This is a genomic window from Brevundimonas sp. UBA5713 (assembly GCF_002419815.1).
In the GTDB taxonomy this organism is placed as follows: domain Bacteria; phylum Pseudomonadota; class Alphaproteobacteria; order Caulobacterales; family Caulobacteraceae; genus Brevundimonas.
Map to the genome: position 1 here is coordinate 52,753 of NZ_DIGV01000043.1, position 25,346 is coordinate 78,098.

Annotated in this window: 27 protein-coding genes; 18 read left to right on the forward strand and 9 right to left on the reverse strand. The window is 62.1% G+C overall.

Annotated features, from left to right (window positions below; all coding sequences use genetic code 11):
- Positions 1–52: 52 nt before the first annotated feature.
- The 4 genes from B3B04_RS10825 (at position 53) to ygiD (ending at position 2,915) form a co-directional block, all read left to right on the forward strand.
- Entirely contained in the window at positions 53–967 is a 915-nt protein-coding gene (locus B3B04_RS10825) for a D-alanyl-D-alanine carboxypeptidase family protein (protein WP_292042804.1), read from the forward strand.
- Between the two features lie 109 nt (positions 968–1,076).
- Positions 1,077–1,466, forward strand: coding sequence for a hypothetical protein (locus B3B04_RS10830; RefSeq protein ID WP_292042806.1), 390 nt, complete (start codon positions 1,077–1,079; stop codon positions 1,464–1,466).
- A gap of 86 nt (positions 1,467–1,552) precedes the next feature.
- Positions 1,553–2,155 carry an NAD(P)H:quinone oxidoreductase gene (wrbA, locus tag B3B04_RS10835; protein WP_292042808.1) on the forward strand — a complete coding sequence of 201 codons (603 nt, stop codon included), beginning with the start codon at positions 1,553–1,555 and terminating at the stop codon, positions 2,153–2,155.
- A 4-nt stretch (positions 2,156–2,159) separates the two neighbouring features.
- A complete protein-coding gene (gene ygiD / locus B3B04_RS10840; RefSeq protein WP_292042813.1) occupies positions 2,160–2,915 on the forward strand; it encodes a 4,5-DOPA dioxygenase extradiol in 756 nt (251 codons plus the stop codon).
- A gap of 24 nt (positions 2,916–2,939) precedes the next feature.
- Here ygiD and B3B04_RS10845 read toward each other — a convergent pair whose 3' ends face one another.
- Together B3B04_RS10845 and B3B04_RS10850 are read right to left on the reverse strand one after the other, a co-directional pair.
- Positions 2,940–3,323: a DoxX family protein gene (locus B3B04_RS10845; protein WP_292042816.1), complete on the reverse strand. Its 384-nt coding sequence runs from the start codon at positions 3,321–3,323 to the stop codon at positions 2,940–2,942.
- A gap of 37 nt (positions 3,324–3,360) precedes the next feature.
- Positions 3,361–4,905 (reverse strand): AMP-binding protein, encoded by a 1,545-nt coding sequence (locus B3B04_RS10850; protein ID WP_292042819.1) that lies wholly within the window; start codon positions 4,903–4,905, stop codon positions 3,361–3,363.
- Between the two features lie 196 nt (positions 4,906–5,101).
- Between B3B04_RS10850 and lipA the strand changes: the two genes are divergently transcribed.
- From lipA to lpdA, 11 genes are all read left to right on the forward strand, one after another.
- On the forward strand, positions 5,102–6,064 hold the full coding sequence (gene lipA, locus B3B04_RS10855; protein WP_292042821.1) for a lipoyl synthase: 963 nt from the start codon (positions 5,102–5,104) through the stop codon (positions 6,062–6,064).
- Positions 6,065–6,071: 7 nt separating this feature from the next.
- Positions 6,072–6,524 carry a type II toxin-antitoxin system RatA family toxin gene (locus B3B04_RS10860; protein ID WP_292042943.1) on the forward strand — a complete coding sequence of 151 codons (453 nt, stop codon included), beginning with the start codon at positions 6,072–6,074 and terminating at the stop codon, positions 6,522–6,524.
- Entirely contained in the window at positions 6,521–7,636 is a 1,116-nt protein-coding gene (locus B3B04_RS10865; RefSeq protein ID WP_292042823.1) for an NAD(P)/FAD-dependent oxidoreductase, read from the forward strand. Before B3B04_RS10860 ends, B3B04_RS10865 begins: the two co-directional genes overlap by 4 nt.
- A gap of 198 nt (positions 7,637–7,834) precedes the next feature.
- Entirely contained in the window at positions 7,835–8,017 is a 183-nt protein-coding gene (gene rpmF / locus B3B04_RS10870) for a 50S ribosomal protein L32 (protein ID WP_292042825.1), read from the forward strand.
- A 134-nt stretch (positions 8,018–8,151) separates the two neighbouring features.
- Positions 8,152–8,772, forward strand: a complete 621-nt coding sequence (locus B3B04_RS10875) for a hypothetical protein (protein ID WP_292042828.1) — start codon at positions 8,152–8,154, stop codon at positions 8,770–8,772.
- 97 nt (positions 8,773–8,869) lie between these two features.
- Entirely contained in the window at positions 8,870–10,147 is a 1,278-nt protein-coding gene (eno, locus tag B3B04_RS10880) for a phosphopyruvate hydratase (protein ID WP_292042831.1), read from the forward strand.
- A 161-nt stretch (positions 10,148–10,308) separates the two neighbouring features.
- Positions 10,309–10,629 carry an FtsB family cell division protein gene (locus B3B04_RS10885; protein WP_292042833.1) on the forward strand — a complete coding sequence of 107 codons (321 nt, stop codon included), beginning with the start codon at positions 10,309–10,311 and terminating at the stop codon, positions 10,627–10,629.
- A gap of 112 nt (positions 10,630–10,741) precedes the next feature.
- A complete protein-coding gene (gene pdhA / locus B3B04_RS10890) occupies positions 10,742–11,773 on the forward strand; it encodes a pyruvate dehydrogenase (acetyl-transferring) E1 component subunit alpha (RefSeq protein ID WP_292042834.1) in 1,032 nt (343 codons plus the stop codon).
- Positions 11,774–11,776: 3 nt separating this feature from the next.
- The gene (locus B3B04_RS10895) at positions 11,777–13,147 is read left to right on the forward strand and encodes a pyruvate dehydrogenase complex E1 component subunit beta (protein WP_292042835.1); all 1,371 of its coding nucleotides are present in this window, start codon (positions 11,777–11,779) and stop codon (positions 13,145–13,147) included.
- A complete protein-coding gene (locus B3B04_RS10900) occupies positions 13,144–14,448 on the forward strand; it encodes a pyruvate dehydrogenase complex dihydrolipoamide acetyltransferase (protein WP_292042836.1) in 1,305 nt (434 codons plus the stop codon). The genes B3B04_RS10895 and B3B04_RS10900 overlap by 4 nt, the downstream gene beginning before the upstream one ends.
- 12 nt (positions 14,449–14,460) lie before the next feature.
- Entirely contained in the window at positions 14,461–15,864 is a 1,404-nt protein-coding gene (lpdA, locus tag B3B04_RS10905) for a dihydrolipoyl dehydrogenase (RefSeq protein WP_292042837.1), read from the forward strand.
- 87 nt (positions 15,865–15,951) lie between these two features.
- On the opposite strand, the gene B3B04_RS10910 is transcribed toward lpdA, so the two are convergent.
- Together B3B04_RS10910 and B3B04_RS10915 are read right to left on the reverse strand one after the other, a co-directional pair.
- Positions 15,952–16,134, reverse strand: a complete 183-nt coding sequence (locus B3B04_RS10910) for a DUF3606 domain-containing protein (RefSeq protein WP_292042839.1) — start codon at positions 16,132–16,134, stop codon at positions 15,952–15,954.
- 14 nt (positions 16,135–16,148) lie between these two features.
- Positions 16,149–16,679 carry a hypothetical protein gene (locus B3B04_RS10915; protein WP_292042840.1) on the reverse strand — a complete coding sequence of 177 codons (531 nt, stop codon included), beginning with the start codon at positions 16,677–16,679 and terminating at the stop codon, positions 16,149–16,151.
- 97 nt (positions 16,680–16,776) lie between these two features.
- Here B3B04_RS10915 and B3B04_RS10920 point away from each other — a divergent pair, with 97 nt between their 5' ends.
- Positions 16,777–17,781, forward strand: a complete 1,005-nt coding sequence (locus B3B04_RS10920) for a cysteine synthase A (RefSeq protein ID WP_292042841.1) — start codon at positions 16,777–16,779, stop codon at positions 17,779–17,781.
- Position 17,782: 1 nt separating this feature from the next.
- A complete protein-coding gene (gene gcvA, locus B3B04_RS10925) occupies positions 17,783–18,727 on the forward strand; it encodes a transcriptional regulator GcvA (RefSeq protein ID WP_292042842.1) in 945 nt (314 codons plus the stop codon).
- A gap of 143 nt (positions 18,728–18,870) precedes the next feature.
- On the opposite strand, the gene trpC is transcribed toward gcvA, so the two are convergent.
- Genes trpC through B3B04_RS10940 form a run of 3 tightly spaced genes read right to left on the reverse strand, consistent with a single transcriptional unit; the run spans position 18,871 to position 21,300 of the window.
- A complete protein-coding gene (gene trpC / locus B3B04_RS10930) occupies positions 18,871–19,677 on the reverse strand; it encodes an indole-3-glycerol phosphate synthase TrpC (RefSeq protein ID WP_292042844.1) in 807 nt (268 codons plus the stop codon).
- Positions 19,674–20,705: an anthranilate phosphoribosyltransferase gene (gene trpD / locus B3B04_RS10935; RefSeq protein ID WP_292042847.1), complete on the reverse strand. Its 1,032-nt coding sequence runs from the start codon at positions 20,703–20,705 to the stop codon at positions 19,674–19,676. The genes trpC and trpD overlap by 4 nt, the downstream gene beginning before the upstream one ends.
- Positions 20,706–20,709: 4 nt before the next feature.
- Positions 20,710–21,300, reverse strand: a complete 591-nt coding sequence (locus tag B3B04_RS10940) for an anthranilate synthase component II (protein WP_292042850.1) — start codon at positions 21,298–21,300, stop codon at positions 20,710–20,712.
- 130 nt (positions 21,301–21,430) lie between these two features.
- Here B3B04_RS10940 and B3B04_RS10945 point away from each other — a divergent pair, with 130 nt between their 5' ends.
- A complete protein-coding gene (locus tag B3B04_RS10945; protein WP_292042852.1) occupies positions 21,431–21,619 on the forward strand; it encodes a hypothetical protein in 189 nt (62 codons plus the stop codon).
- Here the strand turns inward: B3B04_RS10945 and trpE are convergent.
- Both trpE and B3B04_RS10955 read right to left on the reverse strand, forming a co-directional pair.
- The gene (trpE, locus tag B3B04_RS10950; RefSeq protein WP_292042854.1) at positions 21,616–23,172 is read right to left on the reverse strand and encodes an anthranilate synthase component I; all 1,557 of its coding nucleotides are present in this window, start codon (positions 23,170–23,172) and stop codon (positions 21,616–21,618) included. The two genes, B3B04_RS10945 and trpE, sit on opposite strands and share 4 nt — an antisense overlap.
- The gene (locus tag B3B04_RS10955) at positions 23,172–25,094 is read right to left on the reverse strand and encodes a peptidylprolyl isomerase (RefSeq protein ID WP_292042856.1); all 1,923 of its coding nucleotides are present in this window, start codon (positions 25,092–25,094) and stop codon (positions 23,172–23,174) included. Before B3B04_RS10955 ends, trpE begins: the two co-directional genes overlap by 1 nt.
- Positions 25,095–25,346: the final 252 nt, after the last annotated feature.

Sequence of the window (25,346 nt, forward strand, 5' to 3'; positions counted from 1 at the left end):
CATGTCTTTGAAGTTCGTCCCGCGGCCTGTGGCCTTGGCGCTGAGTTGTTTGATGTCCGCCACCCTGATGGCCGGTCGCGCCCACGCTGCCGAGCCGGAGGTCGCTGCGCCTCTCGATGTATCTAGCGCAGAGGCGGGGCAGGACGCAGTGCTGGCCCCTGTGGGAGAGGCGGTCATCTGTGACCGCGCGTCGGGCCCCATGCTGGATGCGGCAGCGTCGAACAGCATCACCCTTTATGCGATGGAGTGGACACCGTTTAACCAGCGCGAAATGGGCTGGGAAGCCTATGTGCCGATGATCCAGAACGAGATCGGCGCGGCGTGCGATCCGACCTCTCCGGGCTTTGCGGAATCGCTGGCAGCCTTTCAGGTGCGCCATGGCCTGATCGGCAATGGCCGGTTCGATGCGGCGACCTTTGGCGTGTTTCGCGGCCTGTGGCAGGAGCGCCGCCCGTTCGTCATGGCCCGCGTGCGCGGCGAATGTCCGGCACCGCCGCCGATTGCCGAACTGGCCTATCTGGCGGTCGAAGAGGAGCATGCCGAGCGTATCACCCGTCTGGTACGGCGCGACGTGCTGGACGCCTATCGCGCCATGGTCGCCGCCGCCCGTGCCGAGGTGCCGGAGCTGGCGCAGAATCCCGAGTTGATGCGGATATTCTCGTCCTTCCGCGATCCCGAGGCCGATGCGGCCCGATGTGCCCGAGAGCGCAACTGTGACGGCGTGCGTCGTGCGGTCTGTTCGCCCCATCGCACGGGAACGGCACTGGACATCTATGTCGGTCATCTGGCGGGCTATGGCGTGGACTCCACCAACTGGCACAGCCGTCGCTTTATGAGCGAGACCCCGGCCTATCGCTGGATGGTCAAGAACGCCCACCGCTTCGGCTTTGTGAACTATGTGTTCGAGCCGTGGCACTGGGAGTGGACAGGCGTGGCGTTTGACGCCGCCGCGACTTCGACCCCTTAATGAGGTGATGATCTTCCCCCGTATCAGACCTCTGGCTTCCGGTGAGCGTGCGTTGGCGCGCGAAGTCTTTGGCAGCGCTTTGCAGCTGGAAACAGTACGCCTTGTTCGCATGCCCTGGCCGTTTACGCGGGCCTTTGTGCCGGGGCGCTGGTTCGGGCGTGACTGGATCGTCTGGCCCGAAAAGAACCACGCCGAAGACCTGTCGGCGGGCTCCTTGCCGCAGCAGGCAGTGTTCGTGCACGAAATGGTGCACGTATATCAGTCCCAGCAGGGCGTGAACCTGCTGATGGCCAAGATCAGGGCAGGGGACAGCGCGGAATCCTATGTCTATCCGGTGCATGACACCTGTCACTGGCAGGCTCTGAACATCGAGCAACAGGCCATGGTGGTAGAGCATCGCTTTCGGCTGTCGCGCGGAATGCGGGTTCCGGCGGATATGGCGTTTTATGATCGCGTGTGCCCGATCAAGCCCGAGCCTGATCCGAAAATAATTGCCTGACAGGTGTTGCGCCCCACGGGCAAATCCCTAAATAGGAACTGGCGCTGTTACGGAATGGCGTAATTTCAGTTTAGTGGAGCTTTTTGGTGCCCAAGATTCTCGTTCTGTATCACTCGACCTATGGCCACATCGAGCAAATGGCCTATGCCGTGGCCGAAGGGGCCCGTCAGGTCGAGGGCGCTGTGGTTGACGTGAAACGCGTCCCCGAGACGGTGCCGGATGAAGTGGCCAAGGCTGCCTTCTACAAGATGGATCAGGAAGCCCCGATCGCTCAGGTCAGCGATCTGCCGGAATATGACGCCATCATCATCGGCGCAGGCACCCGTTTTGGTACGGCGACCTCGCAGATGCGTGCCTTCCTCGACCAGACCGGCGGCCTGTGGGCCTCGGGCGCTCTGCTGGGCAAGGTGGGCGGTGCCTTTACCGCCTCTGCGACCCAGCACGGTGGTCAGGAAACCACCTTCTCGGGTTTCCACAACTACTTCCTGCACCAAGGCATGGTGGTCGTCGGTCTGCCGTATGCGTTTGCAGACCAGATGAACATGGACGAAATCGTTGGCGGCACGCCTTACGGTGCCACCACCCTGACCAAGGGCGACGGCTCGCGCCAACCTAGCCAGATTGAACTGGATGGTGCCCGTTTCCAAGGCAAACATATCGCGGAAATCGCGAAGAAACTGCACGGGTAAGATCATGACCCAACCCGCTCTCTTTTTTGGTCACGGCTCGCCCATGAACGCGCTGGGCGGCGTGTTTGCCGATGGCTGGAAAGCCTTGGGGGAAACGATAGCCAAGCCCAAGGGCGTGGTCATGGTCTCGGCCCACTGGGAAACGAGAGGGTTGGGCGTGACCGCGATGGCGCAGCCGGAGACCATCCACGACTTCGGTGGTTTCCCGCCCGCGCTACATGCCATGCAGTATCCGGCCCCCGGCTCGCCGGAACTGGCCAGGCGCGTGTCGGAGCTGACCGGTGCAGTGATGACGGACCAGTGGGGTCTGGATCACGGCACATGGTCGGTGCTGGCCCATGTGTGGCCTGATGCCGATGTACCGGTGATGCAATTGTCGCTGAACCGCGAACTGGACGCCCGTGGCCACTACGAACTGGCCAAGACGCTGCGCCCTCTGCGCGACGAAGGCTACATCATCGCGGGCTCGGGTGATTTTGTGCACAATCTGCGCACGTGGAAGCGTGATGGCGGGGAGGCCTATGACTGGGCCACCGACTTCAACGAAGCGGTGAAAGCTGCCTTCCAGCGCGGCGATCATGACGCCCTGATTAACTGGGTCGATCTGGCCGAGAATGCACAGTTGTCGGTGCCGACCGACGAACACTATCTGCCGCTGCTCTATGTGGCGGCCCAGCAGGACGAGGGCGAGAGCCTGTCGTTCTTTAACGATCAGGTCGTGGACGGCTCCATTTCCATGACCGGTGTGCGGATCGGCTGATCCGCACGGCTGGGCAACCGTCGCTTAGCGGCGGTTGTCCAAAGCCAGCATGCCCGGACCTGCGACCGACAGGTACAGGAAGACAAAGCAATACAGAGCCGCCAGTTCTCCGCCGTTCAACAACGGGAACAGGCCTCTGGAGGCGTGGCCGATGAAATAGGCCGCGGCCATAAAACCTGACAGGATGAAGGCGGCCGGACGCGTAAACAGGCCGAAAATCATCAGTAGCCCGCCGACCAGCTCGATCGGACCCGACCAGCCCACCAAGGTGTTCAGGTCGATGGTCGCGCGCTCTCCACCCGGAAATCCGAACAGTTTGGCCGTCCCGTGCTGCACCAGCAGCAAGCCCGACGCGATACGCAGGGCGGCCAGTGAGAAACCGTGCCAGTCAAACGAACGGATAGCCATCGGGACCTCTTGTTCTGGGCGGTTGTGACCGAGGCTGTTAAGCCGCCTCGGCCATCTTTTGCAGGGTAACGTAGTCGGTCTTGCCGGTGCCCAGAACAGGGATTTCGGCCACTTTGACGATCTTCTTGGGCACCACCAGTTCCGGCGCGCCGTTGGCACGGGCCCAGGCGGACAAGGCGCTGCTGTCGGCGTCTTCGCGGTCGGTGATCAGAATCAGCTTTTCGCCCTTGCGGGTATCCGGCACGGCGACCACGGCGTGGCGGTTATCGGGCCATACGGACCCGGCGATGCCTTCCACTGCCGTCAGCGACACCATCTCGCCGCCGATCTTGGCAAAGCGTTTGGCGCGGCCCTTGATGGTGATGAAGCCTTGGTCGTCCAAATCGACGATATCTCCCGTGTCGAGCCAGCCGTCCTCGACCGGCTCCCAGCGCAGCGGATCGCCGTTGGTCACATAGCCCGACATGATGTTCGGGCCTTTGAGGAACAGGCGGCCACCGGCGTCCACGCCCTCGACCGGTTCCAGCTTGTAGTCGAGACCCGGCAGGATCTGGCCAACCGTGCCGGGATGATTGTTGCCCGGTTGGTTCACGGCCACGACGGGCGCAGCCTCCGAGGCACCATAGCCTTCCAGCAGTTCGACATTGGCGAACTTGCTTTCGAACAGGGCGCGGGTCTCGTCCTTCAGCTTTTCAGCGCCGCCAACCGCGAATTTCACCGTGGCGAAGTCGCCCGGTTCGGCCACGCGGGCGTACTGGTTCAGGAAGGTGTCAGTGGCGAAAAGCAGGGTCGCCTTTACTTGCGGCAGCAGGTCGGTGATCTGCTTGGCGTGCAGTGGCGACGGGTACTGGAACGACTTCAGACCTTGCAGCAGTGGCAGGATGGCCCCTGCCGTCAGGCCAAAGCAGTGGAAGGTCGGCAGCGGGTTGAACAGCACCCAGTCCTTGTCCAAACCGATGTGTGCATCGACCTGACGCGAGTTGGCGATCAGGTTTTTCTGGCTCAGCACCACGCCCTTGGGCGTGCCAAAGCTGCCCGATGTGAACAGGATCACGCCCGGATCATCGGGATTGGTCTTGGTGGCAAAACGTTTGGGGGCCAGACCTGCCGACAGGCCGTACAGCTTGTCCTTCAGGCCGATGGTCTTGCGGACATCGTCCAGCCAAACCACGTCAGCGACCGTCTTGATGGCATCGATCAGGCCATCCAGAGCCGCTTGTTCGACAAAGCGTTTGGCGGTCAGCACCTTGCGCACGCCAGAGGCCTTGATGGCGGCCTTCACATTGGTTTCGCCCGCGGTGAAGTTCAGCATCACCGGCACACGGCCATGCGCATGCAGCGCAAAGAAGGTGACGACCGTACCCATGGACGACGGCAGCAGGATCGCCACGCGTTCGCCCTTCTGCGTCATTCCGGCGATCTTGCGGCCCAGCACGAAGGCGGCGCGGATCAAGCCGGTATAGGTCAGCGGATTGCGGTCCTGATCTTCCAGGATTTCCTTGTCACCGTATTGCGCGCGCGCGTCGATCAGGGCGTCGATAAGCGTGCTGTCATACAGCTTGGGATCCAGCGGTTGCCGCAAGGCGTTCCTCCTTGGAGAGCGGTTGGCTCTCTCGGTCAATCAGGGCGGACCTCCTTAAAGATGCGGGTCCGTTTTGGAAAGACTCTGAAATGATCCGTGAGGATTGCAATGTTTTTTCGCAAATTTGGCGAAGCGTAACGCAAGGTGAGAGCGGGTTTGCCTTGCCTAATGCGTCACAAACAACGAAATAGCCGCCATGGTCACCCTGATCGACACCTTGAAGACGTCGCCGTCGCAGTTGCGGCATCCGGAAAAGCAAAACCGTCCGGAAAGCCCCGTGCTGCGCAAGCCCGACTGGCTGCGCGTAAAGGCGCCCGGCTCTGGCGAGTATAATGCCACCAAGGCCATTGTGCGCGAGAAGGGACTGCACACCGTCTGTGAAGAGGCTGCGTGCCCCAACATCGGCGAGTGCTGGAGCCAGAAGCACGCCACCCTGATGATCATGGGTGACACCTGCACGCGCGCCTGCGCCTTCTGCAACGTCAAGACCGGCCTGCCGCAACCGCTCGATCCCGAAGAGCCGGGCAAGGTTGGGCTGGCTGTCCAGCAGATGGGCCTGAACCACGTGGTTATCACCTCGGTGGACCGCGATGACGTGGCTGACGGTGGTGCTGCACACTTCGCCGAAGTGGTGCGCCAGATCCGTCTTCAGGCTCCGAACACGACCATTGAGATTCTGACGCCCGACTTCCTGCGCAAGGATGGCGCGGCCGAAGTGATGATCGACGCCAAGCCGGACGTCTTTAACCACAACCTTGAGACCGTTCCGCGCCTGTATCTGAAGATCCGTCCGGGCGCGCGCTACTTCCACTCGCTGCGCCTGTTGCAGATGGTGAAGGAACGCGATCCGAACCAGTTCACCAAGTCGGGCATCATGGTCGGCCTTGGCGAGACCAAGGAAGAGGTGATGCAGGTGATGGACGACATGCGCTCTGCGGGTGTCGACTTCATCACCATCGGCCAATATCTGCAGCCGACCCGCAAGCACGCCGCGATCGACCGCTTTGTCACGCCGGAAGAGTTCAAGGCCTATGAGGCGATTGCCCGTGCCAAGGGCTTCCTGATGGTGTCGTCCTCGCCGCTGACCCGTTCGTCGCACCACGCCGGTGACGACTTCGCCCGCCTCAAGGCGGCTCGCGAAGCGCAACTGCGACGCTGATCGCGCAATGGGAGTGCATCGCGTCACGCGCATCTTGCCGTATGCGCCGGATCAACTTGCCGATCTGGTCGCAGACGTGCGTCTCTATCCGGACTTCGTGCCGTGGATCACGTCTATGCGCGTGTGGAACGAGCGTCAGGAGGCCGAGGGCGTTACCGTCCTTGATGCCGAGGCGGCGGTAGGCTTTTCCTTTTTGAAGGAAAGCTTCTCCACTTGGGTGCGCCACGACCGCAACGCCCCGAAGGTGGAAGTTGGGCTTCTGAGGGGGCCCTTCCGGCACCTAAAGAACCGTTGGGAGTTTTTCCCTGACGAAAAAGGCACCCGTCTGGAATTCATGATCGATTTCGCCTTCAAATCGCGAATGCTCGACATGATGCTGACCGCTAATTTCGACCTGGCGGTGCGCAAGCTGATCGAATGTTTCGAGAGCGAGGCTGCCCGGAGATACGGTCAAAAATGAGCTTCGACTTTGATGCGACTGTTGTGGGTGCCGGTGCTGTAGGACTGGCGTGCGGACGGGCGTTATCAAAGCGGGGGCTGACGGTTCTGGTCCTCGAAAAAGAAGCCATGATTGGGCAGGGCGTTTCGTCGCGAAACTCCGAGGTCATACACGCGGGACTGTATTATCCGACTGGTTCGCTGAAGGCGAAGTTCTGCGTCGAAGGTCGCCGGCTGCTGTACGATTTCCTCGACAGCCGCAAGGTCGACTACAAGAAGTGCGGCAAGCTGGTGGTCGCGACCGAAGAGGCCGAAATCCCGCGCATCGAGGCTATCCTCGAACAGGGCCGTATCAATGATGTGGAAGGGCTGGAGCTGATCAGTGGCCCGGAGGCCATGAAGCTGGAGCCCCAGCTGAATGTGGCCGCGGCCATTAAGTCCCCTGAAAGCGGCGTGTTCGATAGCCACGGCTATATGCTGGCGCTGGAAGGCGAGATCGAGGCTGGTGGCGGGGCCGTCGTAACCTCTGCGCCCTTCCTCGGGGCCGACCCTGTTCAGGGCGGCGGCTTCAAGGTGCGCGTGGGCGGCGAAGGGGCCACAGAGATAACCTCGCGTCTGTTGGTCACCGCATCGGGCCTGTCGGCGCAAAAGGTGGCGGCGGCCATCGAGGGCTATCCGGCGGACGACATCCCCCTAGGCCACTATGGCAAGGGCATTTATTTCCGCCTTTCGGGTCCGGCGCCGTTCGAGCGACTGATTTACCCGCCACCCATTCCTGGCGCGCTGGGCACCCACTATCGCAAGGATTTGGGCGGGCAGGGCGTGTTTGGCCCCGACCTCGTCTATGTCGAGACCGAGGACTATTCGGTCGATCCGGACAAGGCGCAGGAGTTTGCCGACTATATCCGCCGTTTCTGGCCGGGCGTGCGCGCCGAGGCGCTGGCGGCGGACTATGCCGGTATCCGGCCCAAGTTGCATGGTGCCGGCCAGCCGCAGCCCGACTTCCAGCTGCACGGGGCGTCGGCGCACGGCATCGAAGGCCTGATGGCCCTGTTCGGCATCGAGAGCCCCGGCCTGACCAGTTCAATGGCCATCGGCGAGGCTGTGGCCAAGGAATTGCTCGCTGATTCGTAGCAAATAGGTCTATAGGACGCCCACGAGCAGCGGTTAGAGGCCCGATATCAGGCGGTTTTGAGGGGATTTAACGAACCTCTTGAAATCTCCGGCGGCTTCATGCATAAGCGCGGCCTCGTGTGGCGGTCCGGTTTCGTGGCCGCCGCTATTGTTTTTCGCGTCTTCTACGGACGCACCGACTTAGAGATTGAGACGGACATGGCCGTTCCGAAGCGCAAAGTATCCCCGTCCCGCCGTAACATGCGCCGTGCGCATGACGCTCTGGGCGCCAACACCTACACCGAGGACAAGGACACCGGTGAGCTGCGTCGCCCGCACCACATCGACCTGAAGACCGGCATGTACCGCGGTCGTCAAGTCCTGACCCAAGCCGAAGACTAATCTTCGGACGTAGGTCGTCCGGCTTTACGGCCGGAGCACTGACTTCTGAAAACGGCACGCGATTGCATCGCGTGCCGTTTTTGCGCGTTTTGGCATGTAGCATCTGGTCTTTATGATCGGAGGAGGCCTCCGTCGTGCATATGTTCGCAACCACCTTAGCCGTCGCTATCTCGACCTTGGCGCTGGCAGCCTGTTCCGCTGAAAATCCGCCCCCCGATCAGCAGCCGCCCGCGCCTCCCGCTGCGCAAGCGGCTCCAGAGACGGCCAGTCCCGCCGGTACGAATGTGCTGACGTCGGCGGGCTACGGCGCGCTCCGTATTGGTATGAGCCAGCAAGATATTGACCGCGCCTACGGTCCTATGCCCGACACTTCGCATCAGGTCTCGGACGAATGCCTCTACTATCATCCGCCCCAAGCCCCCGAGGGGCTGTTGGTGATGGTTCAGGACGGGCAATTGACGCGGATCACCTTGCGCCAGCCCGCTGACATCAAGACAGACAAGGGGTTCGGTGTCGGTGATGACCCTGCCGCCATCAGGGCGGCCTATGGCGATCAGGGCCGTTGGGGACTTCACGCTTATGAAGCTGCGCCTGCGGGCTATTTCACCGTGTGGAGCGACAAGGTTCGCAACAGCGATGACTATGTCGAAGACCCTGCCGCAAGGGGTGTGGTCTATGAGGTTGGCGGCGAGGGAAGGGTCAAGCTCGTCCACGCAGGCGGCCCCAGCATCCAGCTGGTCGAGGGCTGCGCCTAACGCGGGGCGAGGAAATCTGCGACGAAGGTTGGCGATTCGGCGGCGGCTGGTCTAAACCCGCCCGTAGCTTCTCCCTTTCCATACAGAGCGTCGTCATATGACCGATATCGCAGACATCGTTGCCCGCCAGATTCTCGACAGCCGTGGCAATCCGACGGTCGAAGTAGATGTAATCCTGGAAGACGGCTCGTTTGGCCGCGCGGCTGTGCCCTCGGGCGCTTCGACCGGCGCGCACGAAGCTGTCGAACTGCGTGACGGCGACAAGGATGTCTATGTGGGCAAGGGCGTCCAGAAGGCTGTCGATGCTGTGAATGGCGAAATCTTCGATGCTCTGTCGGGCCTTGACGCCGAAGACCAGCGTCGCATCGACGAAGCTCTGATCGAGTTGGACGGCACCGAGAACAAGGCTCGCCTCGGTGCCAACGCCATCCTCGGCGTGTCGCTGGCTGTGGCCAAGGCTTCGGCCATCTCGGCCAACCTGCCGCTGCACCGCTACATCGGTGGCGTGTCGGCCCGCGTGCTGCCGACCCCGATGATGAACATCATCAACGGCGGCGCACACGCCGACAACCCGATCGACATTCAGGAATTCATGATCATGCCGACCGGCGCATCGACCTTCTCGGACGGTCTGCGCATGGGTGCCGAAATCTTCCACGCGCTGAAGAAGCAACTGAAGGACGCCGGTCACAACACCAACGTCGGTGACGAAGGCGGCTTCGCGCCGAACCTCGGCTCGGCTGAAGAAGCTCTGAGCTTCATCACCAAGGCCGGTCAGGCCGCTGGCTATCTGGCCGGTGAAGACTTCCATCTGGCCCTCGACGTGGCTTCGACCGAGTTCTTCAAGGGCGGCAAGTACAACCTCGAAGGCGAAGGCAAGGCCTTCGACGCCGATGGCATGGTTGGCTACCTCGCTGATCTGGTCGAACGCTTCCCGATCGTGTCGATCGAAGACGGTTGCGCCGAAGACGATTTCGAAGGCTGGAAGCTGCTGACCGAGCGTCTGGGCGACCGCGTTCAACTGGTGGGTGACGACCTGTTCGTGACCAATCCGGCCCGTCTGGCCGCCGGTATCGGCGAAGGTCTGGCCAACTCCATCCTGATCAAGGTCAACCAGATCGGCACCCTGTCGGAGACGCTGGACGCCGTCGATATGGCGCACCGTGCCGGCTACACCGCCGTCATGTCGCACCGTTCGGGCGAGACCGAAGACGCCACCATCGCCGACCTTGCGGTTGCAACCAACTGCGGTCAGATCAAGACCGGCTCGCTGGCGCGTTCGGACCGGGTGGCCAAGTACAACCAGCTGCTGCGTCTGGAAGAAATGCTGGGCGACAACGGCCTGTACTACGGCGACGGCATGCTGCTGCGCTAAGAAGCTTTGCCGGGGGATTTCCCCGTTAAAATTGCAAAGAATTTCAAAAACTCCGTCGCCGGTTCGCTGGTGGCGGAGTTATTAATTTTTGGTTCACCATTTTGAGGCAGGGGTAGGATTCGTACCGCGCTCAGAAGGAGCGGTGTCCAGTGATCGAGCCCATGAAGCCGTATATCCGGTCAGCATTGTTGTTCTGCGCCATCGTCTACTTTGGCGTGCATGGCCTGACCGGCGAGCGCGGCGTGCTGAGTACGGCTGATCGCGAAGCCAAGATGGAACAGCGCAAGGCCGAACTGGCACATCTTCTGGAAGAGCGTCAGGACCTCGAAGTGCGCGTACGCTACCTGCGCTCCAGCAGCCTGTCGCGTGATCTGCTGGAAGAGCGGGCGAGGGCGGTAATCGGTTTCGTCGATCCGCGCGACTACGTGGTGCGCGTCAATACGCCTCTGAAGGACAACCAGCGCGAGATTCTGGCTGGCTAAACTCGTGTTACAACACGAAACTGCGCTTTGCTAACCCGGAACCAAGGCTGCTAAACCCGCTTCTCGTAATGAGAAGAGTCCCCGCGACAGGGGCGCAACCGGGAGATGCCGGATGGCGAAAGCCACGGTTCAGAAGTCTTCGTCCGATCAGGGCGACAAGAAGATTCCGAACACGCCTCAGGCTTCGAAAGAAGATCTGCTGCGTTACTATCGCGAGATGGTCCTGATCCGCCGCTTTGAAGAGCGCGCAGGCCAGCTTTACGGCATGGGGCTGATCGGGGGCTTCTGCCACCTGTACATCGGTCAGGAAGCCGTCGCCGTTGGCGTGCAGGAAAGCGTCAAACAAGGCCACGACAAGATCATCACGGGCTATCGCGACCATGGCCACATGCTGGCTGCGGGCATGGACCCGAAAGAAGTCATGGCCGAGTTGACGGGCCGCATCGGCGGTTCGTCCAAAGGCAAGGGCGGCTCGATGCACATGTTCGATGTGCCGACCGGCTTCTATGGCGGACACGGCATTGTCGGCGCGCAGGTCGCCCTCGGCACCGGTCTGGCCTTTGCGGGCAAGTACCGCGGCGATGACTCGGTCAGCTTCGTCTATTTCGGCGACGGCGCGGCCAACCAGGGTCAGGTCTACGAAAGCTTCAACATGGCCCAGCTGTGGAAGCTGCCGGCCATCTACATCATCGAGAACAACCAGTACGCCATGGGGACCTCCATCGAGCGTGCCTCCTCGACGACCGAGCTGTACATGCGCGGTGCCTCGTTCGGCATCCCGGGCGAACAGGTCGACGGCATGGACGTGCTGGCCGTGCGTGACGCCACCGCCCGCGCGGTCGAGCGCGCCCGCAATGGCGAAGGCCCCTACATCCTTGAGGTGAAGACCTATCGCTACCGTGGTCACTCCATGTCCGACCCGGCGAAATACCGCACCAAGGAAGAGGTGGACGAGGTCAAGAAGACCCGCGACCCCATCGACCACCTGAAGGTGCTGCTGGCCGAAGCCAAGGCCACCGAAGAAGAACTGAAGGCCATCGACAACGAGGTGAAAGCCATCGTCGCCGAAGCCGTCCAATTTGCACAAGAGAGCCCGGAGCCGGACGCTTCGGAACTCTACACCGACGTTTACGTGGAGGCCTGATCCGTGACCGACATTCTGATGCCGGCGCTGTCGCCCACCATGGAAGAAGGCACGCTGACCAAATGGCACATCAAGGCGGGTGACACCGTCTCGGCCGGTCAGGTGATTGCAGAGATCGAAACCGACAAGGCCACGATGGAAGTCGAGGCCGTGGACGAAGGCGAAGTGCTGGAAATCCTCGTCGAAGAAGGTGCCGAGGGTGTGAAGGTGAACACCCCCATCGCCCGTCTGGCTGGCGAAGACGCCGCGCCGGCCCCCAAAAAGGCAGAAGAGGCTCCGGCTGAGCCCATGACGCAGACCGAAGCCGAGGCTCCGGTTGCGGCCAAGGCTGCGGCGGCTCCGGCTGCACGTCCGACCGCTGACCTGCGCGATCCGGAAATTCCGGCTGACGCCAAGCTGGTGAAGACCACCATTCGCGACGCCCTGCGCGACGCGATGGCCGAGGAAATGCGCCGCGACGAAAACGTCTTCTTGATGGGCGAGGAAGTCGCCCAGTATCAGGGGGCCTATAAGGTCAGCCGCGAACTGCTGCAGGAATTCGGCGACCAGCGCGTGGTCGATACCCCGATCACCGAGCACGGCTTTGCCGGTCTGGGTGTCGGTGCGGCTATGGCTGGCCTGAAGCCGATCGTCGAGTTCATGACGTGGAACTTTGGCATGCAGGCCATCGACCACATCATCAACTCTGCGGCTAAGACCCTGTACATGTCGGGCGGTCAAATCCGTTGCCCGATCGTGTTCCGTGGTCCGAACGGTGCGGCCAGCCGCGTGGCGGCCCAGCACTCTCAGGACTATTCGGCTTGGTACGCCCAGATCCCGGGCCTGAAAGTGATTGCGCCGTATGACGCCGCAGACGCCAAGGGCCTGCTGAAAGCCGCTATCCGCGATCCGAACCCGGTCGTCTTCCTCGAGCACGAGATGATGTACGGCCTCGAGTTCGATGTGCCGGACGTGGAAGACTATGTCCTGCCGATCGGCAAGGCCAAGGTGCGCCGCGAAGGCAAGGACGTGACCATCACGGCCCACAGCCGCATGGTCGGCTTTGCCCTGCAAGCCGCTGAAAAGCTGGCCGAAGAGGGCATTGAGGCCGAGGTCATCGACCTGCGCACCCTGCGTCCCTTGGATCACGAAACCATCGTCGAAAGCGTCAAGAAGACCAACCGCATCGTCTCGGCCGAAGAAGGCTGGGGTCCGATGGGTGTGGGTGCCGAAGTGGTAGCCCGCGTGATCGAACACGCCTTCGACTATCTGGATGCTCCGCCGCTGCGCTTGCACCAGGAAGACGTTCCGCTGCCGTACGCCGCGAACCTCGAAGCCCTGTCTCTGCCGGGCGTCGACAAGATCGTGGCCGCTGTGAAGCAGGTGATGGCATGACGGACATTCTGATGCCCGCCCTGTCTCCGACGATGGAGGAGGGCGTTCTGGCCAAATGGCACATCAAGGTCGGTGACACTGTCTCCGCCGGTGATGTCATTGCTGAAATCGAGACCGACAAGGCCACGATGGAAGTCGAGGCCGTGGACGAGGGCGAGGTGCTGGAAATCCTCGTCGAGGAAGGGGCCGAGGGCGTAAAGGTCAACACGCCCATCGCCCGCCTGTCCGGTGACGACGCCGCGCCTGCGCCCAAGAAGGCCGAGGCCAAGGAAGACGCCGCGCCTGCCAACGCCGAGCCGAAGGCCGACGCTAAGGACGAGTCGCCCAAGGCCGAGAAGGCTGACGCTCCCAAGGCTGAAACCAAGTCCGAGCCTGCGCCCAAGCGCGAGGACGGCGAGCGCATCTTTGCTTCGCCGCTGGCCCGCCGTCTGGCCAAGATGGCTGGCCTCGATCTGGCGTCCATCAAGGGCACCGGTCCGCACGGGCGTATCGTAAAGCGCGACGTCGAGGCTGCCGAGGCCAACGGCGGTGCCACCGCTGCCAAGGCCGCTCCGGCCGCTGCCGAGGGCAAGAAGCCCGCGCCGACGCTGGCCCAACTGGGCATTCCGGACGGCACCTACGACCTGATCCCGCTGGATGGCATGCGCAAAGCCATTGCCCGCCGTCTTGTCGACAGCGTCAACAATGTCCCGCACTTCCCGCTGTTCATCGATGTGGAGCTGGACGCCCTGATGGCGGCCCGCGCCCAGATCAACAAGATGCTGGAGCCGCGCGGCATCAAGGTGTCGGTCAACGACTTCGTCATCAAGGCTGCGGCCATGGCGCTGAAGGCTGTGCCGGAAGCCAACGCTTCCTACACGCCGGAAGGCATCGCCATGCACCACAATGCCGACGTGTCGATGGCTGTGGCGATCGATGGCGGCCTGATCACTCCGATCATCCGCAAGGCCGAGACCAAGGGGCTGGCCCAGATCGCGACCGAGTCCAAGGACCTCGCCACCCGTGCCCGCGATCGCAAGCTGAAGCCGGAAGAGTTCCAGGGCGGCACCTTCTCGGTGTCCAACCTTGGCATGTTCGGCATCAAGCAGTTCACCTCCATCATCAATGAGCCGCAAGGCTGCATCATGAGTGTGGGTGCAGGCGAGCCGCGTCCGGTCGTCAAGAATGGCGAACTGACCGTGGCCACCGTCATGACCGTGACCCTGACCTGCGATCACCGCGTGGTTGATGGTGCGGTTGGCGCCCGCTTCCTGCAAGCCTTCAAGCCGCTGCTTGAAGACCCGCTGTCGATGCTGGCCTAAGGATCAGAACATATGAGTGATTTTGATCTCGTAGTGATCGGCTCTGGCCCCGGCGGTTACGTCGCGGCCATCCGCGCCAGCCAACTGGGCCAGAAGGTCGCTATCGTCGAGCGTGAAAACCTCGGCGGTATCTGCCTGAACTGGGGCTGTATCCCGACCAAGGCCCTGCTGAAGTCGGGCGAGAAGTTCGAGAGCCTGTCCCACCTCAAGGAATACGGCCTGTGGGCCTCGGGCGCCTCGTTCGACTTCGACGCCATTATCCAGCGTTCGCGCGGGGTGGCCAAACAGCTCAATCAGGGCGTTGGCTTTCTGATGAAGAAGAACAAGATCGAGGTCATCGAGGGCACCGCAAAGCTGGAAAAAGGCGCGGCGGCTCCCAAGGTGGTCGTGACCCTGAACAAGGGCGGCGAGCAGGTTCTGAACGCAAAGAACGTGATGCTGGCCGTGGGCGCTCGCGCCCGCGCCCTGCCGCAGATCGGTCTTGAGGCTGACGGCGACAAGATCTGGGCCTACCGCGACGCGCTGGCCCCGAAGAAGCTGCCGAAGACCTTTGTGGTCATCGGCTCGGGTGCCATCGGCATCGAGTTCGCCAGCTTCTATCGCGCTCTGGGTTCTGAAGTGACCGTGGTCGAGGCCGTGGATCGCATCATGCCGGTCGAGGATGAAGAAGTGTCCAAGGCCGCCCAGAAGGGCTTTGAAAAGCGCGGCATTAAGTTCAAGACCGGTGCCAAGGTCACGAAGGTCACCAAGACCGCCTCTGGCGTGTCGGTGGCTATCGAGGTCGGCGGTAAGGCCGAGACGCTTGAAGCCGAGGTCTGCATCTCGGCGGTCGGCATTACGGCCAACACCGACGGCATTGGCCTAGAAGCCTTGGGCGTCGAGCTGGACCGTGGTCACATCAAGACCGACAGCCACTGCCAGACCAATGTGAAGGGCCTCTATGCCATCGGCGACTGCGCTGGTGCGCCGTGGCTGGCCCACAAGGCCTCGCACGAGGGCATCCACGCGGCAGAATACATTGCGGGCTTCAAATCCCCGCAGGTAGACTCGCCCATCGCTGGCTGCACCTATGCCCAGCCTCAGGTCGCGTCGGTCGGCGTGACGGAGCAGGGCGCACGCGAAGCCAAGCGCGAGGTCAAGATCGGCCGCTTCCCGTTCCGCGTGAACGGTAAGGCCATCGCTTCGGGTGAAACCGAGGGCTTCGTAAAGGTCATCTTCGACGCCAAGACGGGTGCCCTGATCGGTGCCCACATGATCGGCCACGAAGTCACCGAGATGATCCAGGGCTACGTCACCGCCATCACGATGGAAGCGACGGAAGAGGACGTCCACGGCATCGTCTACCCGCACCCGACCATGTCGGAAGCCATGCACGAAGCCGCGCTCGACGCCTATGGCCGCGTGATCCACATCTGATCTGCGCGCATCGCTAGAATGGCAAAAGGCCCCAAGGAAACTTGGGGCCTTTTTGTTGCTTCGTTCTAGAGGAGCAGAGAAGGGCGCTTAGCGTTTCCTGCCCAGTTCGGCGGCAATGTCCTTGGTCATACGCCCGACCTTGCGGTGCGCCGTGACGATCTGATCGCGCGTCACGCCCCACTTCTTCATCCAGTACTCAACCGACTGACGCTCAGTCAGATCGATGCGGTCCTTATCAATAAAGCCGCGCTTGTCTTTCAGGCCAGCCATGCTTGGCTCCATTGTTAGGATCTATTGGGAGTGTCGATAATGGCTAAGTAAAAGTTCTCAACAAGGCGCTTAGAATTTTGGTATATTTCATAATCTAACTTTATGCTCGAATAAGACAATCCATCTTTATTAATGATATGGAATTTACCATCTGATATCTTCATTGTATTAATTTTTATAGTGTTGTGAGTTGTGTTAATTCTTTCATAATAGTGCGCAAGGCTATCCCTTGTATTTTTTATAGATGGATTTGATTTTATATATTCAACGTAATATTTATTGGTTTCCTTGTTGTATTTATGTACTGAATGAGCAAGTTTCATAAATGTACTAAGCTCATGAATCACGCTACGCGCAGAAGACATATGAATGTGAGATTTATTTGGATAAATAGATAGATTATATTTTTCACATATAAGTTCGTATACTTCCAATGCACCGTAAAGGACTTGAAGTTGGTACTTGGTGCTACCGAAAAATTTTCGAATTTCTACCGGTATTTTGTGTAAGGGCGTTCGTTCGTCTAAAGCTATGAACTCATCCATATCGTTCGTTATCGCGATCTGCACATGAGAGAAGATTGTTAGAAATACTAAATTCTGACAAAGTGAAAAAGAACTTTGTCTTTATGCGGAATTCTAAATGCGTGTCGCGTCTGATGTCCTGGGCCTGATTGGCAATACACCCTTGGTGCGGCTGAAGGCTGCGTCGGAGGCGACGGGGTGTGACATCTATGGCAAGGCCGAGTTTCTGAATGCGGGGCAGTCGATCAAGGATCGGGCTGCCCTCAGCATTATCCTGAAAGCGCGGGCCAGCGGGGTGTTGAAGCCCGGCGGGACGATCGTTGAAGGCACGGCGGGCAATACCGGCATAGGCTTGGCCATGGTCGGCGCGGCGCTGGGCCATCCGGTCGTGATCGTGATGCCGCGCACCCAGACCGAGGAAAAGAAGCGGGCGGTGCGTCTGCACGGTGCCAAGCTGATCGAGGTCGATCCGGCACCGTTCAGCAGCCCGAACCACTTCGTGCATTATTCGCGCCGATTGGCAGAAGAACTCAACGATACCGAGCCGCACGGCGCGTTTTACGCCGACCAGTTCGACAACCTGTCGAACCGTCTGGCGCACTATGAAGGCACCGGCCCTGAAATCTGGGAACAGACGGGCGGCAAGGTGGACGGCTTTATCTGCGCGGTCGGATCGGGTGGCACGCTGGTCGGCACCACGACCTATCTGAAAGAGAAGAACCCGAACCTTAAGATCGGCCTGTCGGACGTGCCGGGGGCGGCGCTGTATTCTTACTTCAAGGACGGCGTGCTGAAGGGCGAGGGCAGCTCTATCACCGAGGGCATCGGCGTGAACCGCATTACCGGCAACCTGACGGGGCTGGATGCGGTGGACTATGCCTATCAAATTCAGGATGCAGAGTTCCTGCCCATCCTGTTCGATCTGGTGGCGCACGAGGGCATGTGCCTTGGCGCGTCCAGCGGCGTGAACATCGCCGGTGCCATCCGCATGGCTAAGGAAATGGGCCCCGGCCACACCATCGTGACCGTGCTGTGCGACCCCGGCCAGCGCTATGCCAGCAAGCTTTATGATCCGGCCTTCCTGCGCTCGCGCGGGCTGCCGACAGCGGATTGGATGAACTGAGATGGCCAAGGACAGCCCGCTGGACAGCCGTATTCCGCCGCTGAACTCGCTCAAGGCGTTCGAAGCCGCCGCGCGTCGCTTGAACATCACCCGCGCCGCCGAAGAACTGTCGGTGACGCCCGGTGCCATCAGCCAGCAAATCCGCATTCTGGAACAGCACGCGGGCGCGCCGCTGTTTTATCGCGAGGGGCGCCAGATTGCCCTGACTGAACTGGGAGCCGAGCTTTATCCGCTGCTGCGTGACGGGTTCGATTATCTGAAGCGGGCAGGCGATTTGCTGTATCGCCCCGACCGCCGCTTTGCCCTGTCGGTGTCGGTGCCGCCGTCGTTTGCTTCCAAATGGCTGACGCCGCGCATCACGCGCTTTCAGGCCCAGAACCCCGAGGTCGAGCTGTGGCTGTCGGCGGATATGCGGCTGGCCGATGTGGCGGGCGGGCGCGTGGATGTGGCCGTGCGCTATGGCCGTGGGCCGTATGCGGGAGTGCGCTCCGAACGCCTGATCGGGGCTGATGTGATCCCCGTCTGTGCGCCGCAGTTGATGGTGGGCGAAAAGGCGCTGAAGAAGCCTTCGGACCTGAAAAACCACGTCCTGATCCACCTGCGCCCCAGCGAACTGGAAGAGACGCGCCCCGATTGGGCGATGTGGTTCAAGACGCACAAGGTCAAGGACGTGGACGCCTCACAGGGCACCCGCGTGGACCAAACCGCGCTGGCCATCGACGCCGCCATCCACGGACAGGGCGTGGCGCTGGCCCCCTATGCCTTCGTAGCCGATGATCTGGCGCATGGCCGCCTCGTCGCGCCGTTCGCCGACGGGGCGCTGACGACCGACATGGCCTACCACGTCCTCACCCGCCGCAGCAGCGTGTCAGAACCGGCAAGGTTGTTCGTGAAGTGGCTGAGAGAAGAAGCGCAGGCGGCCGAGCAGATCGTGGATGATCTTTAGGCCGCGTCGGGTCGAGAAGGCGCANNCACGGCGCGTAGCGCCGCGACACCTCCCCCGCTGACGCAGGGGAGGAGAGATTTATCCTCACCCGTTTACGGGGGAGGGGGACTACGAAGTGATGGTGGGGGCGTTACGCCACCTAGTTAGGCTATCAACGCCCTCGTCGCTGCTTCCACATCAGCCTGACGCATCAGGCTTTCGCCGACGAGGATGGCCTTGGAGCCGGCGGAGGCGACGCGGGCGACGTCTTCGGGGGTGAAGATACCGCTTTCGGCGACCAGAAGCGCGCGAGACGGGGCCAGCAGGGCCAGCGTCTCGGTGTTGGCCAGATCGACCTCGAAGGTGCGCAGCGAGCGGTTGTTGACGCCCACCAGAGCATTGTCGCGGTCGCCCACCAGCTTGCAGGCGCGGGCCATTTCCTGTTCGTCGTGGGTTTCGATCAGGGCATCCATGCCAAAGCGGTCGGCCTCGGCCAGCAGATCGGCGGCCAACGCGTCGTCGATCATGTCCATGATGATCAGGATGCAGTCGGCACCAAGGGCGCGGCTCTCGGCCACCTGCCACGGATCGACAAGGAAATCCTTGCGCAGGCAGGGCAGGGCCACGGCGGCGCGGGCGGCGACCAGATAACTGTCATCACCTTGGAAGCTAGGGCCGTCGGTCAGCACAGACAGGCAGGTGGCACCGCCGCGCTCATAAGCCTGTGCCAGTTCGGGCGGGTCGAAATCGTCGGGGCGGATCAGGCCCTTGGACGGGCTGGCCTTTTTGATCTCGGCGATCAGGGCGGGGCGGCCCGACTTCATCGCCGTATTGGCCAGTGCATTGCGGAAACCGCGCGGGGCGGATGCCGCCTTGGCCTTGGCTTCCAGTTCGTCCAGCGTGATCGCGGCCTTGCGGGCGGCGACTTCATCGCGCTTGTATTCGGCGATGCGGTTCAGAATGTCGCTCATGCTTCGATCTCGATAGGCGTGTGGGAGGCGCGGACGAGGGCGTCCAGTGCGGCCATGGCGCGGCCATCGTCGATGATCGCGGCGGCCTGTGCGATGCCGGATTTCAGGTCTTCGGCCACATCCGACACCACCAAAGCGGCGGCGGCGTTCAGCAGCACGATATCGCGGTAAGAGCCGGTCTCGCCATTTAGCAGGGCGCGCAGGGCCGCGGCGTTCACCTCGGCATCGCCGCCTTGAATGTCGGCCAGAGTGGCGCGGGGCAGGCCCACGTCTTCGGGCGTGATGGTGAAACGGTTGATGGTGCCGTCTTTCCACTCGGCCACTTCAGTGGGGCCTGTGGTGGTCAGTTCATCAAGGCCGCTGCCGTTGACGGTCCAGGCGCGCTTGGCCCCAAGACGGCCCAGAACCTCGACCAGAGGCTCAAGCAGGTTGGGATCATAGACGCCCATGACCTGACGATTGGCGCCCGCCGGATTGCACAGCGGGCCCAGCAGGTTGAACACAGTGCGGAAGCCCAGCTCGGCCCGTACCGGACCGACATGGCGCATGGCCCCGTGATAGGTGGGGGCGAACAGGAAGGCGATGCCTGCATCGTTCAGAGACACGGCCTGTTGGGCGGGCGTGGCATCCAGATTGACGCCCAGCGCGGCCAGCACGTCCGACGATCCGGACTTGGAACTCATGGCGCGGTTACCGTGTTTGGCGACCTTGAGGCCCGCGCCTGCCAGCACGAAGCTTGCGGCGGTGGAGATATTATAGGTGTGCGCCCCGTCGCCGCCGGTACCGCAGGTATCGACCACGTCCTCGAACGGGTGATCCAATTTCAGGGCAGCGGCGCGCATGGCGCGGGCAAAGGCGGTGATTTCCTCGACCGTTTCACCACGCAGGCGCAGGGCGGTGACGGCGGCGGCGACCTGTGCGGGCGTCGGCTCGCCGCGCAGGCAGGCGGCGAAGAAGTCTTGGGCCTCATCGCCGGACAGCACCTGTCCGGCGACCAGCTTGGCCAGAATCGGTTTGAAACTGTCCATGGCCTCAGACCATCGCCGTGCGTTTGATGTTCGCAAAGTCGAGGAAGTTGGCGATCAGGTCGTGACCGTTTTCCGTGGCGATGGATTCCGGGTGGAACTGTACGCCGTGGATCGGGCGCGTCTTGTGCGACAGGCCCATGATCTCGCCATCCTCGGTCCATGCGGTGACTTCAAGGCAGTCGGGCAGGGTCTCGCGCTTGACCGCCAGCGAGTGATAGCGCGTGGCGGTAAACGGCTGGGGCAGGCCCTTGAACACGCCGCCGCCCTCATGATGGATCAGCGAGGTCTTGCCGTGCATCAGCGCCTTGGCGCGCACCACTTGGCCGCCGAACGCCTGACCGATCGACTGGTGGCCAAGGCACACGCCGAAGATCGGCATGTCTTCGGGCGCATTGGCCAGAATGGGCAGGCAAATGCCCGCCTGATCCGGATCGCACGGACCGGGGGACAGCAGGATGGCTTCGGGTTTCAGCGCCAGTGCTTCGTCCACCGTCAGGTCATCGTTGCGTATGACGTGCGTCTGCGCGCCCAACTGCGCCAGATAGTGGACGAGGTTGTAGGTGAAGCTGTCGTAGTTATCGACGACGAGGATCATGGGAAGGCTTTTCAATACGGGAGGTCGGCAGGCGCTGTTATGCACAGCTTTAGCCGTGGAATGGGTGGAAGCAAGCGGTCGTTAAACAATCCGCGCGATGGTGGAGCATCGCCATCGGAAGAAGTCCGCTGTGAAAATCATTGAAGCCATCCACGACGCGCGTCGTTTGCTCGAAGAATCGAGCATGGAAGCGCCCTCCAAACCGCCCACGCTGATAGCCGCCGCCTTTGCGGCTGCGATGGGATTATTGCTGATCGGAACGGTGAATGCCGGTTCCGATCGAAGTCCCGACCAAACCGACATCACCAGAACTCCTTAGGCTGCGACGTCGCTTGATCCCGCCGAGCCCTTGGTCGTGACCGAGGGCTGGGTGTGGGTTGTTGCGTTGAATCGCCATGCCTCTTCGGCCGCCTTCATCGGGGCGCGGGCTTTCGCCAGCGTCTCGGCGTATTCGGCTGCCGGATCGGAATCAGCGACTACGCCCGCACCGGCCTGAACAAAAATCTTGTTGTCGGTGAACATGGCGGTGCGCAGGACGATGCAGATGTCTGCCTCGCCATTGGCCGAGATATAGCCCACGCCGCCGCCATAGCCGACGCCGCGCTTTTCGGTTTCCAGCTCGTCGATGATTTCCATCGCGCGCACCTTGGGTGCACCCGACAGGGTACCGGCGGGCAGGGCGGCCAGCAGGGTGTCCACCGCATCCAGTTTCGGGTCGGCCTGTCCGTTCACGTTGGAGACGATGTGCATGACCTGCGAATAGCGTTCGACGACGAAGCTTTCCGTGACCTCGACCGTGCCCGGTGCAGACACGCGGCCCACATCGTTGCGGCCCAGATCCAGCAGCATCAAATGCTCGGCCCGTTCCTTCGGATCGGCCAGCAGTTCCGTCTCGAGCTGTTTGTCCAGTTCCGGCGTGGCACCGCGCGGGCGGGTACCGGCCAGCGGACGGATGGTCACACGGCCATCCTTCAGGCGCACAAGGATTTCAGGGCTGGAGCCCGCCAGCTGGAAGCCCGCATAGTCCAGATAGAACAGATATGGCGACGGGTTGCCGCGACGCAGCGCCCGATAAAAGGCAAACGGGTCTTGCGACCACGGTGCCGAAAAGCGGTGTGCCAGTACGACCTGGAAGATGTCGCCCGCGCCGATGTAGTCCTTGGCTTTGGCGACCATGGCGGCATAGCCGTCACCGTCCACCGGCGACGTGAACTCGGGTGCAGGGATGGCTTCCGGCTCGCGCTGGATCGGCATCGGGCTGTGCAGGCGGTCTTCGAACTCTTCGAGGCGGGCGACAGCGGCGTCATACGCCGCTTCGGCATCGGTGCCGGTGTCGGCATAGGCGGCGGCGACCAGCACGATCTCGTGCTTCACCGAGTCGAAGATGGCGATCAGGCCCGGGCGCGCCAGAACGGCATCGGGCAGATTCAGCGGATCAGGATTTGCGGGGCCCAGCGGCTCCAGCAGGCGCACCATGTCATAGCCGAACACACCGAACAGACCGGCAGCCATCGGCGGCAGATCGTCAGGCAGGTCGAACTTGCTGGCGGCGATCAGAGCCCGCAGCGAGGCCAGCGCAGGGCCTTCCTCGGCGGTAAAATTGTCAGAGAGGATATTGTGGCCGCGTGCGATCTCGGCCTTGCCATCGCGGCAGCGCCAGACCGTGTCTGGCGACAGGGTCACGATGGAATAACGGCCATTGACCGCGCCGCCTTCTACGGATTCCAGCAGGCTGGCGTAGGGGCGGCCATGGGCGACCTTGAGATAGGCCGAGACGGGTGTCTCAAGGTCGTTGATCAGGCGGCGGACCAGCAGCTGGGTCTTGCCAGCCGCCAGTCCGGTTACAAACTCGGTACGCTCCGCCTCGGACATTATTGGGCCGGGGCAGGGGCGGGTGCCGGAGCACCCGCAGCCGGAGCCGTCACGCCAATGGCGGTACGGGCGTCCTGTTCGCTGTTCTTGGCCTTCACGCGGGCGGCGGCGGCGGTGATGGCGTGTTGGCTGATGCCATCCACCCATTCAGCGCTCATGCGCGGTGCCAGCTGTGCGATCAGCGGGGCGGCCTTGGCCGGATCCGCGGCGTGAATGGCGTTCACGCGACCGACGATGAAGCCGGTTTCGCTGTTGCCGGTGAAGACCTGATCCTTGCCCTGACCGAACAGGCCGCGCAGGACGGCGGCACCGTTGGCGTTCTGCGACGCCTGATCAGCGGCCACATTGGTGCGGACGGTCACCGAAGCGTTCACCGAGGCGGCGACGGCGGTGATGTCTTCGCCAGCGCGGACGCGGCCAGCCAGCTCTTCGGCCTTGGCCGACAGCAGGCGGGCGTTTTCACGCTGGACCCAGGCTTGGGTCAGCGGGGCGCGGAACTCGTCCAGCGGCGGCAGGGCCGACGGGATGACGTCGTCGACGCGCAGGGCGAAGTATTGGCCATCGGCGGCGTTGATCACGTCCGACTCGCCACCCTTCGACAGGGCATAGGCGGTTTCGATGATGGCCGGCGGGGCCTGCATCGGCTGACCGTTTTCCATCTGGCCCTGTTGGGTGAAGGCCGGCAGTTGGGTCAGACGCGCACCCGAAGCCGCCACGGCGTCGGCAATCGACTTACCCTCGGCGCGGGCGTCTTCGAACTTCTTGACGCGGTCATAGGCGATGGTCTTGGCGGCTTCGGCCTGCAGCTCTTGAACCAGAGCCGGACGGGCCTCCTCAAACGTCACATCGCGACCGGCGTTGATGGCAGTGACCTGAGCCACGGCAAAGCCCACGCGCGCTTGAATGGCGGCAGTGGTACCAGCGGCTTTCAGACCGAACACGGCGTCGGCAATGGCTGGATCGCCCAGAGCGGTGCGCGGGGTGTTGTTGTACGGGGTCGGCTGGATACGGTTGGCAGCTGCCACTTCGGCCACCGGCTTACCGGCGCGCAGCTCGGCAGCGATCTTGTCAGCCACGTCCTTGGACGGCGCGCTCAGCACGGTGAACGAACGGGTTTCCGGCTGGGTCAGGCTATCCTTGCGGAACTCGAAGCGCTCGCGCAGCTGTTCTTCGGTCACAGCCGGACGGGCATCGTTCGGGCCCGGGGTGAACAGCACCAGCGACACCTTGCGGAATTCCGGACGGCGCAGTTGGGCGTCCATTTCCTTGATGAAGGCGTTCAGTTGCTCATCGGTCGGCTGACCTGCCGAACCGGCCATGGCTTGGGTGACGGTGAACCATGCGCCGTCGCGGGTTTCCATGGCTTGTGCAGCCAGCAGGGCAGAATAGACGGCCGGAAGACGCACGCCAGCGGCCAGACCGGCACCATAATGCGCCGCGGCGAACTCATCGCGCAGGTCCTGCTCCAGCATTTCCGGCGTGATGCTCTGTTGCGACAGGGCCTGAACGTAAAGCTCTTGGTCGAACTGGCCAGTGATGGAGTTGAAGAAGGCCGGAACTTCGCGGATGCGCTTCAGCACCAGTTCCTTGCCGGGGCGGATGCCCGCTTTCCAAGCCCATGCCGAGAAGCCCAGACGTTGGGTTTGGCTTTCGAGGAACTGGCCCAGATAGCCTTGCTCAACCAATTCTTCGAACGAAACCGGACGACCGGCCTGTTCGCTAATGTTGGCGCGAACGCGTTCAAAATCAGCGCGGAAGCGTTGTTGATCGACGCTGCGCTCACCCGCCGAAATAACGTGGCGTGGCCCCAAATTGGCGAAAATGTCCGACTGCGCTCCGACAACGACGAAGCTCAGAATAATCAGGGCGAAGAGGCCCACGGCCCATTTCGACTTCGCGAAGTTGCGGAACAGGGTAATCATTGGTTCGGTAAACCTGTCGGAAACCAGCGTCAGAGGGGCGCCAGATTGGCGTATAGGGGCAGTCGCCAGCCCCCTGCAAGCGCCCCACTTGCAAGATGTGTATAAGAATGACGCCTTCGGACGTCGCAGTTCGCCCAATAGACCACGCCAATCCGGCCAGAGGAAGACCGCAACGTCGGACTGGACACTCTATAGTCGGTGTTTGCGCGCTGATGCCGCAGGGCTTGGCGGGGCGGTGATCGCTGGCCTAAA

Coding starts and splice junctions, on each gene's coding strand:
- B3B04_RS10825 (WP_292042804.1), top strand. CDS start 53: ATGTCCGCCACCCTGATGGCCGGTCGCGCCCACGCTGCCGAGCCGGAG.
- B3B04_RS10830 (WP_292042806.1), top strand. CDS start 1,077: ATGCCCTGGCCGTTTACGCGGGCCTTTGTGCCGGGGCGCTGGTTCGGG.
- ygiD (WP_292042813.1), top strand. CDS start 2,160: ATGACCCAACCCGCTCTCTTTTTTGGTCACGGCTCGCCCATGAACGCG.
- B3B04_RS10845 (WP_292042816.1), bottom strand. CDS start 3,323: ATGGCTATCCGTTCGTTTGACTGGCACGGTTTCTCACTGGCCGCCCTG.
- lipA (WP_292042821.1), top strand. CDS start 5,102: ATGGTCACCCTGATCGACACCTTGAAGACGTCGCCGTCGCAGTTGCGG.
- B3B04_RS10860 (WP_292042943.1), top strand. CDS start 6,072: ATGGGAGTGCATCGCGTCACGCGCATCTTGCCGTATGCGCCGGATCAA.
- B3B04_RS10865 (WP_292042823.1), top strand. CDS start 6,521: ATGAGCTTCGACTTTGATGCGACTGTTGTGGGTGCCGGTGCTGTAGGA.
- rpmF (WP_292042825.1), top strand. CDS start 7,835: ATGGCCGTTCCGAAGCGCAAAGTATCCCCGTCCCGCCGTAACATGCGC.
- eno (WP_292042831.1), top strand. CDS start 8,870: ATGACCGATATCGCAGACATCGTTGCCCGCCAGATTCTCGACAGCCGT.
- B3B04_RS10885 (WP_292042833.1), top strand. CDS start 10,309: ATGAAGCCGTATATCCGGTCAGCATTGTTGTTCTGCGCCATCGTCTAC.
- pdhA (WP_292042834.1), top strand. CDS start 10,742: ATGGCGAAAGCCACGGTTCAGAAGTCTTCGTCCGATCAGGGCGACAAG.
- B3B04_RS10900 (WP_292042836.1), top strand. CDS start 13,144: ATGACGGACATTCTGATGCCCGCCCTGTCTCCGACGATGGAGGAGGGC.
- lpdA (WP_292042837.1), top strand. CDS start 14,461: ATGAGTGATTTTGATCTCGTAGTGATCGGCTCTGGCCCCGGCGGTTAC.
- B3B04_RS10910 (WP_292042839.1), bottom strand. CDS start 16,134: ATGGCTGGCCTGAAAGACAAGCGCGGCTTTATTGATAAGGACCGCATC.
- B3B04_RS10915 (WP_292042840.1), bottom strand. CDS start 16,679: ATGGATGAGTTCATAGCTTTAGACGAACGAACGCCCTTACACAAAATA.
- B3B04_RS10920 (WP_292042841.1), top strand. CDS start 16,777: ATGCGTGTCGCGTCTGATGTCCTGGGCCTGATTGGCAATACACCCTTG.
- gcvA (WP_292042842.1), top strand. CDS start 17,783: ATGGCCAAGGACAGCCCGCTGGACAGCCGTATTCCGCCGCTGAACTCG.
- trpC (WP_292042844.1), bottom strand. CDS start 19,677: ATGAGCGACATTCTGAACCGCATCGCCGAATACAAGCGCGATGAAGTC.
- trpD (WP_292042847.1), bottom strand. CDS start 20,705: ATGGACAGTTTCAAACCGATTCTGGCCAAGCTGGTCGCCGGACAGGTG.
- B3B04_RS10940 (WP_292042850.1), bottom strand. CDS start 21,300: ATGATCCTCGTCGTCGATAACTACGACAGCTTCACCTACAACCTCGTC.
- trpE (WP_292042854.1), bottom strand. CDS start 23,172: ATGTCCGAGGCGGAGCGTACCGAGTTTGTAACCGGACTGGCGGCTGGC.
- B3B04_RS10955 (WP_292042856.1), bottom strand. CDS start 25,094: ATGATTACCCTGTTCCGCAACTTCGCGAAGTCGAAATGGGCCGTGGGC.